19 protein-coding genes are annotated in these 14,662 nt (G+C 41.8%); 15 read left to right on the forward strand and 4 right to left on the reverse strand.

The window, feature by feature from the left end; translation table 11 throughout:
* Positions 1 to 23 precede the first annotated feature (23 nt).
* The 8 genes from gspH to ABKW31_RS12360 all read left to right on the forward strand — a co-directional run bounded on the left by gspH (position 24) and on the right by ABKW31_RS12360 (position 6,022).
* Positions 24 to 653, forward strand: coding sequence for a type II secretion system minor pseudopilin GspH (gspH, locus tag ABKW31_RS12325; protein ID WP_348616851.1), 630 nt, complete (start codon positions 24 to 26; stop codon positions 651 to 653).
* Positions 643 to 1,032, forward strand: a complete 390-nt coding sequence (gene gspI / locus ABKW31_RS12330) for a type II secretion system minor pseudopilin GspI (RefSeq protein ID WP_348616697.1) — start codon at positions 643 to 645, stop codon at positions 1,030 to 1,032. The genes gspH and gspI overlap by 11 nt, the downstream gene beginning before the upstream one ends.
* Positions 1,029 to 1,652 (forward strand): type II secretion system minor pseudopilin GspJ, encoded by a 624-nt coding sequence (gspJ, locus tag ABKW31_RS12335; RefSeq protein WP_348616698.1) that lies wholly within the window; start codon positions 1,029 to 1,031, stop codon positions 1,650 to 1,652. Before gspI ends, gspJ begins: the two co-directional genes overlap by 4 nt.
* Entirely contained in the window at positions 1,649 to 2,641 is a 993-nt protein-coding gene (gene gspK / locus ABKW31_RS12340; protein WP_348616700.1) for a type II secretion system minor pseudopilin GspK, read from the forward strand. Before gspJ ends, gspK begins: the two co-directional genes overlap by 4 nt.
* Before the next feature lie 99 nt (positions 2,642 to 2,740).
* Positions 2,741 to 3,946: a type II secretion system protein GspL gene (gene gspL, locus ABKW31_RS12345; RefSeq protein WP_348616701.1), complete on the forward strand. Its 1,206-nt coding sequence runs from the start codon at positions 2,741 to 2,743 to the stop codon at positions 3,944 to 3,946.
* A gap of 1 nt (position 3,947) precedes the next feature.
* On the forward strand, positions 3,948 to 4,427 hold the full coding sequence (locus tag ABKW31_RS12350; protein WP_348616703.1) for a type II secretion system protein M: 480 nt from the start codon (positions 3,948 to 3,950) through the stop codon (positions 4,425 to 4,427).
* Complete coding sequence (locus ABKW31_RS12355; RefSeq protein WP_348616704.1) at positions 4,424 to 5,167, forward strand: type II secretion system protein N; 744 nt, start codon at positions 4,424 to 4,426, stop codon at positions 5,165 to 5,167. Before ABKW31_RS12350 ends, ABKW31_RS12355 begins: the two co-directional genes overlap by 4 nt.
* 441 nt (positions 5,168 to 5,608) lie before the next feature.
* A complete protein-coding gene (locus tag ABKW31_RS12360) occupies positions 5,609 to 6,022 on the forward strand; it encodes a hypothetical protein (RefSeq protein ID WP_348616706.1) in 414 nt (137 codons plus the stop codon).
* 357 nt (positions 6,023 to 6,379) lie between these two features.
* Here ABKW31_RS12360 and ABKW31_RS12365 read toward each other — a convergent pair whose 3' ends face one another.
* From ABKW31_RS12365 to ABKW31_RS12375, 3 genes are read right to left on the reverse strand one after another with little or no spacing between them, the layout of a single operon-like run.
* On the reverse strand, positions 6,380 to 6,766 hold the full coding sequence (locus ABKW31_RS12365; protein WP_348616707.1) for a diacylglycerol kinase: 387 nt from the start codon (positions 6,764 to 6,766) through the stop codon (positions 6,380 to 6,382).
* Between the two features lie 34 nt (positions 6,767 to 6,800).
* Entirely contained in the window at positions 6,801 to 8,450 is a 1,650-nt protein-coding gene (locus ABKW31_RS12370) for an outer membrane protein assembly factor (RefSeq protein WP_348616709.1), read from the reverse strand.
* Positions 8,451 to 8,452: 2 nt separating this feature from the next.
* Positions 8,453 to 9,205: a phosphatase PAP2 family protein gene (locus tag ABKW31_RS12375; RefSeq protein WP_348616711.1), complete on the reverse strand. Its 753-nt coding sequence runs from the start codon at positions 9,203 to 9,205 to the stop codon at positions 8,453 to 8,455.
* A gap of 209 nt (positions 9,206 to 9,414) precedes the next feature.
* On the opposite strand from ABKW31_RS12375, the gene ABKW31_RS12380 reads away from it, so the two are divergent.
* The 5 genes from ABKW31_RS12380 (at position 9,415) to ABKW31_RS12400 (ending at position 12,570) form a co-directional block, all read left to right on the forward strand.
* The gene (locus tag ABKW31_RS12380) at positions 9,415 to 9,921 is read left to right on the forward strand and encodes a DUF1993 domain-containing protein (RefSeq protein ID WP_348616713.1); all 507 of its coding nucleotides are present in this window, start codon (positions 9,415 to 9,417) and stop codon (positions 9,919 to 9,921) included.
* Between the two features lie 109 nt (positions 9,922 to 10,030).
* Positions 10,031 to 10,264, forward strand: coding sequence for a hypothetical protein (locus ABKW31_RS12385; protein ID WP_348616715.1), 234 nt, complete (start codon positions 10,031 to 10,033; stop codon positions 10,262 to 10,264).
* A 123-nt stretch (positions 10,265 to 10,387) separates the two neighbouring features.
* Positions 10,388 to 10,759 (forward strand): YajD family HNH nuclease, encoded by a 372-nt coding sequence (locus ABKW31_RS12390; protein WP_348616716.1) that lies wholly within the window; start codon positions 10,388 to 10,390, stop codon positions 10,757 to 10,759.
* A gap of 21 nt (positions 10,760 to 10,780) precedes the next feature.
* Positions 10,781 to 10,990 (forward strand): hypothetical protein, encoded by a 210-nt coding sequence (locus ABKW31_RS12395; protein WP_348616718.1) that lies wholly within the window; start codon positions 10,781 to 10,783, stop codon positions 10,988 to 10,990.
* A 347-nt stretch (positions 10,991 to 11,337) separates the two neighbouring features.
* The gene (locus tag ABKW31_RS12400; protein ID WP_348616720.1) at positions 11,338 to 12,570 is read left to right on the forward strand and encodes a DEAD/DEAH box helicase; all 1,233 of its coding nucleotides are present in this window, start codon (positions 11,338 to 11,340) and stop codon (positions 12,568 to 12,570) included.
* A 96-nt stretch (positions 12,571 to 12,666) separates the two neighbouring features.
* Here ABKW31_RS12400 and ABKW31_RS12405 read toward each other — a convergent pair whose 3' ends face one another.
* Positions 12,667 to 13,086, reverse strand: coding sequence for a hypothetical protein (locus tag ABKW31_RS12405; protein ID WP_348616722.1), 420 nt, complete (start codon positions 13,084 to 13,086; stop codon positions 12,667 to 12,669).
* Between the two features lie 210 nt (positions 13,087 to 13,296).
* Here ABKW31_RS12405 and ABKW31_RS12410 point away from each other — a divergent pair, with 210 nt between their 5' ends.
* Both ABKW31_RS12410 and ABKW31_RS12415 read left to right on the forward strand, forming a co-directional pair.
* Positions 13,297 to 13,635 carry a hypothetical protein gene (locus ABKW31_RS12410; protein WP_348616724.1) on the forward strand — a complete coding sequence of 113 codons (339 nt, stop codon included), beginning with the start codon at positions 13,297 to 13,299 and terminating at the stop codon, positions 13,633 to 13,635.
* A gap of 449 nt (positions 13,636 to 14,084) precedes the next feature.
* Positions 14,085 to 14,543, forward strand: a complete 459-nt coding sequence (locus tag ABKW31_RS12415; protein WP_348616725.1) for a pyridoxamine 5'-phosphate oxidase family protein — start codon at positions 14,085 to 14,087, stop codon at positions 14,541 to 14,543.
* Positions 14,544 to 14,662 lie beyond the last annotated feature (119 nt).

Consider the following 14,662-nt stretch of genomic DNA (forward strand, 5'->3'; position numbering starts at 1 on the left):
ATCCTCAAGCCCAAGCTGAAAATATGACTAATCACCCAAGTCGTCGAGCATTTTATACTCTTGGTTTTACCTTACTTGAAGTTATGCTGGTTCTGGTGATTATGGGGCTTGCTGCCAGTGCCATCGTCATGAATTACGGTGGCGCTAACCATCTCGATGATGTTAAAAAACAAAGCCAACGTTTTGAAGTAGTGTTCAATATGGCTTCAGATTTTGCCGTGTTAAATCAACAAACCCTCGGCTTACGGATTGAAGCTGACAAAAATACCTATCATTTTTTACGTCTTGACGACGAACAACAATGGCAGTTGTTGACTGAAGACCCCACCTTTGCTGAGTTTACTTTGCCAGAAGAAATGACATTGGCGCTAAAACTCGATGACCTACCCTGGGATACTGACGACAACTTGTTTGATAACAAAGTGTTTGACGAAGAGCTTTCGGTGTCTAACGATGGCGTTGATATTGGTCAAGAAGAAGAGAAAAAACCTAAGCCACCGCAGGTATTAGTATTGTCGAGTGGTGATATAACGCCTTTCTCTTTGGTCTTCGGCTTCGAACCTGAATTTGGTCGTGAGCAAGCCGTGTATTTTCGTATTAATGGGGAAGACTCGATACCTTTGACCCGTGAAGGGCCTCTTGATGCGCCCTAATTTATCCCTAAAACAGCAAGGAATGACCTTGCTTGAAGTAATGGTGGCACTGTTAATCTTTGCCGTCACGGGCAGCGCTATCCTCAAGGCTTCCGGTGATCATTTAAGTGGTGTGCGAATTATTCAAGAGATAACCTTTGCTACTTGGGTAGCCAATAATCGCTTGACCGCTTTGCAACTAGAAAAAACATGGCCACCTAAAAATAACGCCAAAGGTTCACAAGAAATGGCGGGCAGTACCTGGTATTGGTTACAAACAGTCGAAAAAACAGTTGATGAAGATTTAATATTGGTCGAAGTTTCAGTCAGTACTGAAGCAGACAGCAAAAATTCAGTTACCTCCGTCAGTACTTATTTAGCGAAAAAAGCCCAACCATGACTCGCGTAAGTTATCCACAAAACCAAGGTTTTACCTTGCTAGAGATTCTTGTTGCTATGGCGATTTTTACCATAATCGGCCTTGCCAGCTCGGGTTTACTGAGCAGTGTATTGGATAACGACAAAGCCTCAAGTGAGCGTTTTGCCGAACTTGAAAAATTACAAAGAGCCATGTTAACTATCGAGCGTGATGTGCTACAAGCCATGCCCAGAGCGGTGAGAATAAATGGTGAGTTAAATGAAATTGTTATGCGCGGTGGTGAAGACGAACTTGGCGGCAGTGCCGACAGTTTAGGTTTTGTGCATGGAGGTTGGCATAATCCACAATATATGTTGCCCCGCTCTACCTTGCAGTTAGTTGGTTATCGCTTGCAGGACAACAAGTTACAGCGCCTTTATGGTAATTATCTCGACAACGTAATCGGCTATGAGCCGAAAACTAAAGATATTCTGGAAGGGGTGAGTAATTTTCAGGTGGAATTTTTAATTAACGCCAATGAGGACAGCGAATGGCAGGAATCTTATACCGGTGTGGTTTTGCCCACAGCCATTGCGATTACCTTGACTACCGATGCCTTTGGTGAAATACGCCGTGAATTTTTGTTGGCTGGTCAAGGATGAAGTTAGCTTCAAAACAGCAAGGTGTCGCGCTGATTATGGTCTTGTTGATCGTGGCGATAGTCAGTGTATTAGCCACTGAAATGGGCGCTCGATTGCAGTTACAGGTAAAACGCGCCAGTAATATTAAAGAGAATAATCAGGCTTATTGGTATGCGGTAGGTGCAGAACAATTTGCCAAAAAATCTATCAGCAAATTAATAGAAAACAGCAAAGGTGTTATTCATTTAGATCCCTTATGGTCAGATGAATTTGTGTTTCCTATTGAAGGCGGTGGCATTGAAGCTCAATTGTTTGATATGCAGGCGTGTTTTAATTTAAATGGATTAAAAGATAAGGCAAGCACCACCAGCAATGCCTTTACTCGCTCACCTGAGTTAAGCGAACGGTTAAGTGCTTTTTATCGTTTATTAGAACAGGTAGAGCCTGAGATCCCCTCATTTGAGCGTGAAACCGTGCGTGACTCTCTGGCTGATTGGTTGGACTCTGATGATAATATGAGTCAATTAGGGGCGGAAGATAGCACCTATGAAAGTCTGCAATTTCCATACATGGCAGCCAATAATTATATGGCAGATATAAGTGAATTACGTTTAGTTAATGGTGTGCAGCAAGCGTGGTTAAAAACTTTGATGCAGTGGGTGTGTGTATTACCAGCCGAGAATATATTCTTATTGAATGTGAATACCGTAACAGAAGAAAATGCCGCCATTTTGGCGTCGATGGCGAACTTAAGTATAAGTGATGCCAAGTCGATTATTGCCAGTCGCCCCCCTGACGGGTTTCAAAATGCCGCCGATTTTTTAGCCCTGACTCAGGTGACAGCCGCAAATTTAACGGATGAGCAAAAGGCTTGGTTTACCGTAACGACGGATTATTTTATGTTAAGCAGTAAGACCAGTTACAATAACGCCTCGTTTGCCATGCAAACCCTGTTTAAAGTGGAAAACAACCAAGTCAGCGTAAAAAAACGTCAGTTTGGTATACAGTAATGAATAAGATAACATCAGCATGGCAACGATCAAGCAAGCTGGGCATTGCCCAACAAGGGCTGTCCCACAGTTGGCTGTCCCACAAAGGTGAAAATTAGTATGGAACAATTAGTCGTTCGTCTTGGTGCTTATGCCCACGAATCTGTGCATTGGATAGTCTGGTCGAGTCAGCAGAATGAAATTATTGCCTCTGGCATATTAGACAACGCAGCCGAGTTGCAAAGTTTAAGTGAGCGTGCCGGACGTCGGCCCATTACTGCCTTGGTGCCCACCAGTGACGTATTGTTAAAGTGGGTTGAGTTACCGCCCAAAGCAGGCCGTAAAGCCTTGTCAGCCATCCCTTACATGCTGGAAGATGAAATCAGTGGCGACATTAACCAACAATTTTTTGCCTTAGGCCCGCAAAAAGCTAATTTGCAAGCGGTGGCTATTGTTAATAAAGACAAACTAAAGCTGTGGCTGGAAATGATTAAGCAAGCGGGTTTGGTTTGCGATCAATTAGTACCTGATGTATTGGCCATCCCACAAGCGCAAGATGGCTGGGCAGTATTGGAGTTAGGCCAACAATTATTAGTTAGACAAGACGAATGGGCAGGTCTACAAGGTGAAAAAGAATGGTTAATGCCAGCACTGGGTTTGCATGCACGGCAATATAAAAACACTCACGAGCAAGCATTAAGTGTGGATAACTATTCTGATAGCCAGTTCGACCAAGCGAGTGAAATTGACTCACGCAGCATGCCATTAGAACTGCCGATGAAAGTGCTGGCCAGCGGCGTTGCTGCGACTAAGTTTAACTTGCTGCAAGGCGAGTTTAAAATTAAAACCTCCAAAAGCGCTGGTTTGAAACAATGGCGTATTGCTGCGGTGTTGGCCACGATTGCCTTGTTCACCAGTGTGGTGGATAAGGTGGTAGAGCAGCAACATATTCAAACTCAATTAGCAGAGCTTAAAAGCCAAATTGACAGCGAATATCGCCGAGCCTTTCCTACTGCAGGTGCTTATCGTGATGTACGCGCTACCATGGAAAGTAAAATGAAAGTCTTGGAGCAAGGTGGTGGCGGTGCGTCAATGTTAGTGATGTTGAACCAGTTATCCGCTGCGTTTTCCGATTCAAATATAAAACCTCAATCTTTGCGTTTTGATGCTACTCGTGGCGAATTACGCATGCAAGTGGTTGCCAATGACTTTGAGTCCTTAGAACAATTTAAACGCTTAGCTCAAGCCCAAGGTTTTGTGGTTGAACAAGGCGCCATCAATAACAAAGATAATCAAGTTATCGGTTCGTTGGCGGTAAGGAGTTAAGATGAACAAGCTAAAAGCCTATTATGTACAACTGAGTGATCGCGAACAGCGTTTGGTTTTACTTTCAGCGGTGCTATTGGTCATCGCGGTATTTTATTGGGGACTTTGGTCGCCATTAAGTCAATCGGTAGAACGCGGACAAACTGCACTAAGTAGTCAGCAAGAGTTATTATTGTGGGTACAAAAAAATGCTAACCGTGCCAAGCAATTACAAGGCAGTGTCGGTCAAAATGCCCGTTTTACTGGCTCGTTAGCGCAAGAAGTGAATCAAAGTGCTAGTCGCCTGAACATTACTATCTCGCGCATGCAGCCGCAAGGTGACGAATTACAAGTGTGGGTTGACCAAGTTCCTTTCAATGATGTATTGAGTTGGTTGCAAAGTATGGAAACCAAAGGCGTGGTTATTCTGGATGTAGATGTGGCCGAAACATCCGCTCCTGGCCAGATTAAAATTCGTCGTTTGAAATTAGGTAAAGCATGAAAAAACAGTTAGCTTGGGTTGCGTTTGGATTGGTGTTTTATTTCCTTTTTTTGCTTATCAAATTACCTGCGTCACAAGTGTTAAGCCGCTTGAGTTTGCCACCTGATGTCGATCTCCAAGGCGTGAGCGGCACCATTTGGCAAGGCCGGGCCATTGCTGCCTCAGTCCATGGTTTGCCCCTGCAAAATGTGAGTTGGTCGCTGGCTGTGCTACCTCTAGTACTGGGACATATTAGTGCAGACGTGCAAGCGGGTAATATGCGCAACAGTGACGAAGTGTCTTTCTCTGGTGGTCTGAACTTAAGCGAGGGACAAATTCAATTAGATCAGGTGCAAGCTTACTTACCCACTAACCTTATGGTGTCCTTATTACCTCTTCCCTTTCCTGTTAAAGCTGAAGGGCGCTTTAAAATCCAATTTGACGAATTAGAATATACCGATGCCTGCCAAACCTTAGTGGGCTCTGGCCAATGGTTAAACGCTAAAGTAGCGGGTTTAAATGGCATGATTGACCTAGGTGTATTTAATGCCGATATGACATGTACAGATAATAATGTGGTCGTAACGGTTAAAGAGCCCAATCGTTTTGGCTTAAGTGCAGAAGCGGTAATTCAAGCTAATCTCAAATACGCTATCACAGGGCGTTTTAAACCCGAGTCAGACCTTCCTGAAGAAGTCCATCAAGCCGCACAGTTTTTTGGCAACAAAGATGGACAGGGGTATTATAGTATTAAGTTGTAAATACGCGTTTCGAACTGTTAGTCAACGGTAATTCTAAAAGCCTTAAAAGATATTTCACCACAGAGCGCTTTGCTGCACAGAGGCTGCGCACACCGAGAACAGCAATATCATTTGAAGTTAAGAAAAAAACTTCGAAGCTAACATGGCTGTCCTGATAGGGCCCTGCTATTGAGACACCCATCGTAAATCTAAAGCCTAAAAAAATTTCACCACAGAGCGCTGCGCTGCACAGAGGCTGCGCGCACCGAGAACAGCAATATCATTTGATGCTAAGAAAGAAGCTAACATGGCTGTCCTGATAGGGGCCGAGCACACTATTGAGACACCCATGGTAAATCTAAAGCCAAAAAAATTCACCACAGAGCGCTGCGCTACACAGAGGCTGCGCGCAAGGAGAACAGCAAAATCATATGGTGTTAACAGCACACTATTGAGACACCCATGGTAAATATAAAGTCCAAAAGATATTTCACCACAGAGCGCTGTGCTGCACAGAGGCTGCGCGCACCGAGAAAAAAATCATTTGATGCTAAGAAAGAAGCTAACATGGCTGTCCTGATAGGGGCCGAGCAAACTATTGAGACACCCATGGTAAATATAAAGTCCAAAAGATATTTCACCATAGAGCGCTGTGCTGCACAGAGGCTGCGCGCACCGAGAAAAAAATCATTTGATGCTAAGAAAGAAGCTAACATGGCTGTCCTGATAGGGGCCGAGCACACTATTGAGACACCCATGGTAAATCTAAAGCCAAAAAAATTCACCACAGAGCGCTGCGCTACACAGAGGCTGCGCGCAAGGAGAACAGCAAAATCATATGGTGTTAACAGCACACTATTGAGACACCCATGGTAAATATAAAGTCCAAAAGATATTTCACCACAGAGGGTGCGCGCACGGAGAAAAGTAAACTATTTGATTTTAAGAAAAAGCGAGTCTGATACTAATTTTACTTACTCAATACTTATCATCTAAAGCAATGTCTATTTTGGTTTTTATTCTGTGCACCTAATGTTGCTCTGTGGTCCGCTATGGCTTAAATGCTTTGGCTTTTTGTTCGCGGCTAAATTACAACGGTTACCGCCCTACAATAGACATCTGCTGTTGTAGCTACCTTCTGCGGGGCTTTGGTTTATCTATGATTTAAATGCTTTGGCGAGTGTGTTGTATCTATTTGTTTGCCCCTCACATCTCGTCTTCACCAGCTGGGTTTTATGCACTGAAAAAACGCCAGATTGCTTCTGCCCACACGACGGTGAGTAGGGTTAATGCAATAAATACCACTGAGGAACCAATGTCTTTGGCGCGACCTATTAAAATATGGTGTTCGAGTGTAATTGCATCGGCTAGCGCTTCGATGGCTGAGTTAATTAACTCGGCAAAGAGTACTAGCATCAAACTTGCAAACAACAACAGCCAGTGATTACGCGAGTCACATAATACAAATGTTAGGGGCAGCATCACTGCAACCATTAGCAGTTCTTGTCTAAATGCTGACTCGCACTTCCAGGCGGCCATAAAGCCAAAATAAGAGCAACGCGTAGCTTTGATAATTCGACTCAAGCCACTGCCATTAGGTTTGTTTACTGCTGCTGTCATTTAAAAATCGCTTTTGTTATCTCGTTACGTGCCACTAGAAACTTTGCTTAACTTGTAAGCGCCATTCCAATGTATTGATATTTTCTGAAGAGCTTAGCGGTTTAACGACATCTAAATGTATTACATTTTTATGGCTAGAGCGACTTGAATATAATCTTGCTCCGACTCCAATACTGCTCAACACTTGATCACTTTCATTTAATTGACCATCGTCTCCACCCCAAGCACGTCCTATATCAAAAAAGCCGGCAAAGCCTACGTTGAGTAACTTATACACGTTGTAACCGGTGTAAAACCGCGCTTCGAGTGTGCCTGATACACTATGGTCACCATGTTGGTATTGCAGCGGGTAGCCGCGAACGCCTGTTTCATCACCAATTGATACGGGTAAATCTAAATAAGGGTTCTGTTCGCTTTGGGCTGAAATGCGTGAATACAGACCTAAGAATTCATTGTAACGTTTGAAATATTCTGTACTGGCAGAGAGACGAAAGTGATCGCCATTAACCTGATTAAACACACTTTCTGCGTTGGCTGTAAAGAGCAGTAAACCATTATCGACTTGCCAGCCTTTATTTATATTCGCATCTACATGATAGGCTAAACCAGATTGCCCCGGATTCTGGGCAAAATCGACTCCAAATTTCGCTTCGTAGTGCCAGCCCAAATTAATATCTTCTGGCTGTTCAATTAAATAAATATCTGACATCACACGATAATCACGCTGCAATGATTCAAAGCCAAGCCATACATATTGGAACTGTCTGTCAAGGGGCAGAATGTCGAGGGAACTTGGCTTATCAAAAACCGGTGAAAACAAAAACTCTTCATCCACTAGGCCCACTTTGAACCGTTGGCTGCGAAGTACATCGGAATTAATTTGCCAGCCTGTGGCTATTTCATAGCGGTGGCTTTGGCTGGCAAAGGTATTTCGTATACTGCCATTTTGATAGATATCAACTTCTTCATCATCGCGCAGATAGCTGGCAAAATACATTCTTTCGGTGCGCGCATGATAAAAAGGCCGATCGAATTCTAGATGCAACAAGTTGCCATCATCATTGTCTAAGTAATCAAACATTAAACTGGAATAAGGCATTAAAAAGGGCGTGGCTGACTTGAGTGTTAATTGATAACCCGTGCGTTGTTCGTCCATGTTGTACTTGAAGCGGGTTTGTATACCAAGGCCCAGTAAATTATCTTCTTTAAGCCCAATTGAAAATTTATTCTGCCCGCCTTTACGCCCAAAACTTACGGTGGGGATCATCGACCAATTGTCCCAAGTTTGTACCTCAATCGCTGGTGGTTCATCAATATCGCAATTGGCCACATACCGTACTTTGGCATCCCGCACGTAGCTTTGTTGGCGAATGATACGTTCGGCTTCAGCAAGATCATTGTAGCCAACACTATCACCAACTAAAAATGGCAAACGTTCAGCGATGACATCGTCTTTAGTATTGATATGTAACCAATTTGCAAAGCGATGTAAGGCAATAGTTTCAGGATCGTTTTCATCAAATATGGGGTGAGTAATGATGTTTAGTTTTTCAACTTTAACTTTGGTTGGAGCACTATCGTCTTCACTCTCTTGGTCTTGGGGTGTTGGGCAAGTTTTAATTTCTTCTGCCTGCAAGCCATAGCTAGTTAGGCAAAATAAAGCGACAATTAGCCTACTTTTCATACTTATCTTCCTAACCAGTTTAAGGTCTTGAATGATGATAATTTTGACGGCTGTATATGTTTTGAACCGGTTTCAACTAGGCTAAACAAACGGTTAAAACCAAGCCATAAACCCAAACAACTGTACCAACATAACAAGGCGGTTGTTAAGTCATGTGATAAGAAGTGTGCACCGCGTAATTGTTGAGCGATTCCAAATAAACCGCCCACTAACAAAGCGGGTATCAACCAATAAAAACTGGGTGTTTTAGCTTTATCGGCAAACCAAATTTTTAAACAAAAATACATGCTAAACAAAGCGTAACCGCCAGAAGCATGCCCTGCAGGAAAACATTGCGGGCCTGCTTCGCGGCTAGAAAATAACTGATGTAAATATAAATAGGCTTGAGTTCCGCCAAATCCTTTTACGTCCCATGGGCAAGGTAACATGGTGATTTGCTTTAGACCTGAAATTAATAGGATAGACATTAAACTGGCACTAAAGGCGTAAAGCAGGGCAATGCGTTGGGTTTTACCAAACCAATTAGAGTTAAAGCTTATAACGATGAATATCAACAAACCGACTAACCATACACCCACAAGGGTACGGCCACTTTTGTGTAATACTTTTTCTAACAACCAACTATCGCGCCAATTCCAACCTTGATTAAGATTATATATTTGACTGGCCAGCCACGTGTCAGCGCCACTATATTGCAAAACGATGATAGCTAAAAAACCGTAAAGTGCAGGAGTGTACCAAGTTAAGTGACGCAAAATTAAACCTTATTATCAAGACTTCTGTGCTAAGAGTAATATTGCTGGCTTAAGTCATTCTTAACATTTTTTTAAACAAGGCTATTTAGCAAAAAATTAACTAGGCATCGTTTATATTTAAGTGATGAGGCACTTTGACTATTGAAACCTGATGAGTTTGGCATCATGTTGACTAGGCAAATTAGCAATTCTCATTACAGGAACGTTCTATGTACTACGATCTTACCGTTGTTCAATTTAGTAAAATGCTCAAAAACCTCAGTGCTATTCTCGAAAAAACTGAAAGTTTTGCTGCCATGAAGAAAGTCGAGATGTCGGTATTGCTGAACAGTCGCTTGTCGGTTGACCAATTTAACCTAACGCGTCAGGTTCAAATTGCCTGTGATATTGCCAAATTGGGTGTCGCCCGCTTAACAGGTAAAGAAGCACCAAAACATGAAGATAATGAAACAACTGTAGCGGAACTACAAAGCCGTATTCAGTCAGTGTTAGCCTATTTGGCTACATTTTCACCAGCAGACTTTGCAGAAACAGCAAGCCGTTCTATTTCTCAACCACGCTGGGAAGGTAAATACTTAACTGGGCATGAGTTTGCGCTTGAGTGGGCTATTCCCAATGTGTATTTTCATATAACCACGGCTTACGCTATTTTGCGCCATGTCGGTGTTGATGTTGGTAAAAAGGATTATTTAGGCGAGATGCCGTTTAAGTCTTAAATAATCCAAGCTCTGGTTAAATAGGATGGCGCCAATATTACAGCGGTATTGGCGCCTGTCGCGGAAATTTTTTAGCTACATATTATGGCTGTTAACCAAGGTCAAGTTTATGGAAGAACTAGGTGAGGGAGTACTGAGGGCAATACTGAGATTCATACGCACGGTATTAATCGAGGGTATCTGTGAATTTTTACTTTATTGGACAGGCCGATTGTTTTTATTGCTTTTTACCCTTGGTCGCTATCCAAGAGATAGGCAAACTGAAGAGCATGAAGGGCGAATTATGTTTGTTGGTTTTTTAGTTATAGTTGCCTTGGTTATCATTATATCCTTATTTGTCTGATGTAATTAAAAGCTACAAGTCATGCGTTTCAGGGCTTTAATCTATTCAGAATAGCGATAAAAACTCACTCTATGCCTTTCAAGGCTGGTACTATGCTGTTCTAATCGTTTAGGTAAGAAAACCATGTCTAATTCAAAAACTGGCTCAGGTAGTTACGACCAAGTATTTGCCCAGCAGCAAGACTACATAGCCAAACGCGCATCAGGTTATCGTGAGCAAGCGCTTAAAATATACCCTTGGATTTGTGGAAGATGTCGGCGCGAATTTACCCGCAGAAATCTCTCAGAATTAACCGTTCATCACGTCGACCATAATCATAGCAATAATCCTACTGATGGTAGCAATTGGGAATTATTGTGTTTGTATTGTCACGATGAAGAGCACAGCAAGTTTGAAAACTTAGTACGGTATGGCAGCACTGAAGAGACTGAAATTAAAACCAGCACCTATAATCCCTTTGCCGATTTAAAAGAGCGCATGACGCAAAAAAAGTAAACTACCGGAGTTAGACTCTCTATGAATATGGCACTAATTTTGTGGGGACTGCTGTTTAGCTCAATTGGTTTTGTTTATTTCGTCTACGGTAAAAAACGACAAAATTTGGTCATTCGTTACACAGGTGTTGCCCTTATCGTGTTCCCCTATTTCATAAAGACTCCAGCCATGTTAGTGCTCATTGGCTTGCTACTCATGGCACTGCCAAAAATAGCCAGTCGATATTATTGATCTAGCTTTACAGCAGACGGCCCTATCAGGACAGCCATGTTAGCTTCGAAGTTTTTTATTAACTTGAAATGATATTGCTGTTCTCGGTATGCCTAGCCTCTGTGCAGCGCAGCGCTCTGTAGTGAAATATTTTTAGGTTTTAGATTTACGATGGGTGTCTCAATAGGTTTGCTATCAGGACAGCCATATTAGCTTCGAAGTTTTTTTCTTAACTTGAAATGATATTGCTGTTCTCGGTGTGCGTAGCCTCTGTGCAGCGCAGCGCTCTGTGGTGAAATATTTTTAGGTTTTAGATTTACGATGGGTGTCTCAATAGGGTATAAATAATTAAAAAGTGAAAGTCATATATGAGTTTTTCCGCGTTAGCCTTAGATAAAGTCCTCAGTGATGCCGTTAAGGCATTAGGGTACGAAAGTCCGACACCAATACAACAACAAGCAATTCCTGCCATTCTTGAGGGTAGAGATATTATGGCTGGTGCCCAAACAGGTACCGGAAAAACGGCGGCATTTGCCTTACCCATCCTACAACAGTTAATTAAATATACTGAAGCTTCACGCCCTATCCGTGCATTGGTGCTAACGCCCACTCGAGAACTGGCGCAGCAGGTGTATAAAAGTTTTGTCAGGTACGCCGAAAATACTGAACTGAACGTCGCGGTTGCATACGGCGGCGTGAGTATTAATCCGCAAATATCAACCATTGAGAAAGGTGTAGATATTTTGGTCGCAACACCCGGGCGATTGTTAGATCATATCGCTAAAGGAAGTGTCGATTTAAGCCAACTGCAGACCATTGTGTTTGATGAAGCCGATCGCATGTTAGACATGGGATTTAAGGATGAAATTAACCGTATTTTAGTTCGCTTACCAAACAAACGACAGACCTTATTATTTTCAGCTACATTTGATGACGCAATTTTTAAATTGAGTAAGAGCTTGCTGAATGAGCCTTTGCTAATCGAAGTCAGTGAACGTAATGCTGCAGCTGCGCAAGTTGAACAACTGGTATACACGGTTGATAGAGATCGCAAACGAGAACTCACGTCTTTTTTGATAGGCTCAAAAAACTGGCAGCAAGTATTAATCTTTACCAGAACTAAGCAAACAGCCGATGCCCTAGCCAAAGAAATGTGTAAGGACGGTATTCAAACCGACTCGATTCATGGCGATAAATCACAAGGAGCCAGAGAGAGAGCATTGGCAGAATTTAAACAAGGTAAAATCAGAGCACTAGTGGCAACTGATGTAGCCGCTAGGGGCATTGATATCATTGATTTGAAATACGTAATCAATTACGAGTTACCCTATGTTGCCGAAGATTATATTCATCGTATTGGCCGAACAGGCCGCGCTGGAAATGCTGGCTTAGCAATCTCATTGATGAGTCCGAATGAAGAAGGGCTGTTAGAAGCGGTTGAAAAAGTGCTCGACAGCGTATTGTTGCAACAATGGCTACCGGGTTACGAACCCGATCTGTCGAAACAAAACCAAGCAGCTAAAAGGAGTAGCAAAGGTAAACAAAAACAACAAGCCAGAAACAAAGCCCTTGGGATTAAGCCGACGAAAAAGCGAAGGTGATGGTTACCATGCTAGATTAAACCAAGTCATTGTTTAACTCGATAATTGCCATTGCCAAGCAGATAACCCGCATCTTCAATAAAACGATTAAGCTAATTATTCCGCAGTTGTGTTTTTACAACTCGACATATCTTTTGCTAGTTCAGTAATAAATTGTCCATTCTTACCGTGATAGCGATAAACCATAACGACACCTAACTCGACAAAGCTAGCTAGGCCTTTATTTTCACATAATGGTCCGATCACGGCTTCTTCGATTAGAGGATCAAACATCTTCACATCAAGTTGCTCAGCGGTATAGTTCACCATTGTATTGTTATAAATCACATAGTTTTTAAACGTTGCTGCTGAATCAAGTCTTGTCTCTTCATCCAGCAATTGAGGACTCTGCGCGTTTATCTCTAACGCCGCCTTGGTTAATTCAATTGATAGTGCCCTTTCAAAATCGGTTTGAGCGGCGTTACAAACCAAGGGAGATAAAAGGAAAGTGCCTAAAATACATTTTACTAATTTCATATGGTTAAAATCCTTATATAAAGAAATTCAATGAGTCACAACACACACGGTATAAACATGCGAAATTGCGTGCTTTTTGCGGAGTAGACTTTTACCCTGCTTCTCGTCATTATTCTTATAAACATTTTTGGCTAAATTCGCAAAATATAATGACTAGAACTATTGAAATGTTGCTGCCCTAAAAGGCTTAGATTTTTACTATGGGGGAATATGAAAAAATTATCCGTATTTATCCTGTTATCTTTATTATTGTTTGCATGCAGCAAACAGATACCTGAACATAAATTCTCTTATGTTGGGGAGTGGCAAAGCAAAGAAATGTATTTGTTAATTCTTGCTGATGGCACTGTTTCATATAGGCGCTTACAAAATGGCGGTACAACGTCCATAAATGCTCCATTAAAAGAGTTTGTAGGAGATGACTTTATTGTCGGTCTCGCCTTTTTCACCACTACATTTAAGGTCACAAAAGCCCCTTATCAAATAGAAGGCCAATGGTTTATTGTGGTTGACGGTATTAAGTTAAGTAAATCTATTGAGGAGCTTTAGGGTAAAACTAGTTCATGTATTAAACCAAGGTTCGTCGCCGCTCTTTATCGATTTACTAAGCTGAACTCATTTGTAATGAACTTAAGTATGAGAAGTCGTGTTAACAATACTTGTGATGGGTGTCTCAATAGTTTCGGCAAAAGTTAGTTACTGGAAACAATTGAATGTTGTTATTTCGCTAAATTTTCACTATTTTCCTATTCAAATTAAGTCATTCATCAATGCCCTCGAATTTACTCGATCAGCGTGTAAATATTTCATGCATTAGCAGTGCAGTTTATTTTAATCAGTTTTAATCGGATTTTTATTTTCATAACACACTGTTTTTATTGATAATTACATTGCTTGAACTATTGTGGAACGGACTATGCTCTTCTAAAGCTAGGTATATAAGTCAGGGCTATTTTGCGCCTGACGATAATGTTTGTAGCATCAAACAGGAGTATTTAATGTCAAACGAACTTAAAAATAGATTGTGGAAAATAATGCATGAACAGGGTTCTGTGATGGTTGGACTCAGTAAAAACGATGAACATAGCGAACCTATGCATGCTCAAGTTGATGAAGATATTGCCAATAATCTTTGGATATTTACCACCAAGGACAATAGGGTAGCCGAAGGTGGCAGCAGTACGCTGCAATTTGTGGCCAAAAATCACGATATTTTTGCTTGTCTACGTGGTCAGTTAATTGAAGAAAAAGATAAGACTATGCTAGATAAATTTTGGTCATCAGGGGTGGAAGCTTGGTATGAAAACGGTAAAACTGACAAAAATCTACTACTGATGCGTTTTGAACTAGAAAGTGCCGAAATTTGGACTCAAGAACCCAGTATAACGGGGATGTTGAAACTCTCAACAGGGGCAAAAGTATCTGCCAGTGAATTAGGTGAACATACTTTAGCTTAACGCAAAGCCACTGCAATACGAACAGGTGTAGAAAAGTACACCTGTTTTCTTTACTTTCTAATACGACAAAGAAGTTTGTTAATCTCACAGCAAAATTTATTCTTTCGTAGGAGCGGCTT

The sequence above is a fragment of the Paraglaciecola sp. 25GB23A genome, from assembly GCF_040012495.1.
Lineage (GTDB): Bacteria > Pseudomonadota > Gammaproteobacteria > Enterobacterales > Alteromonadaceae > Paraglaciecola.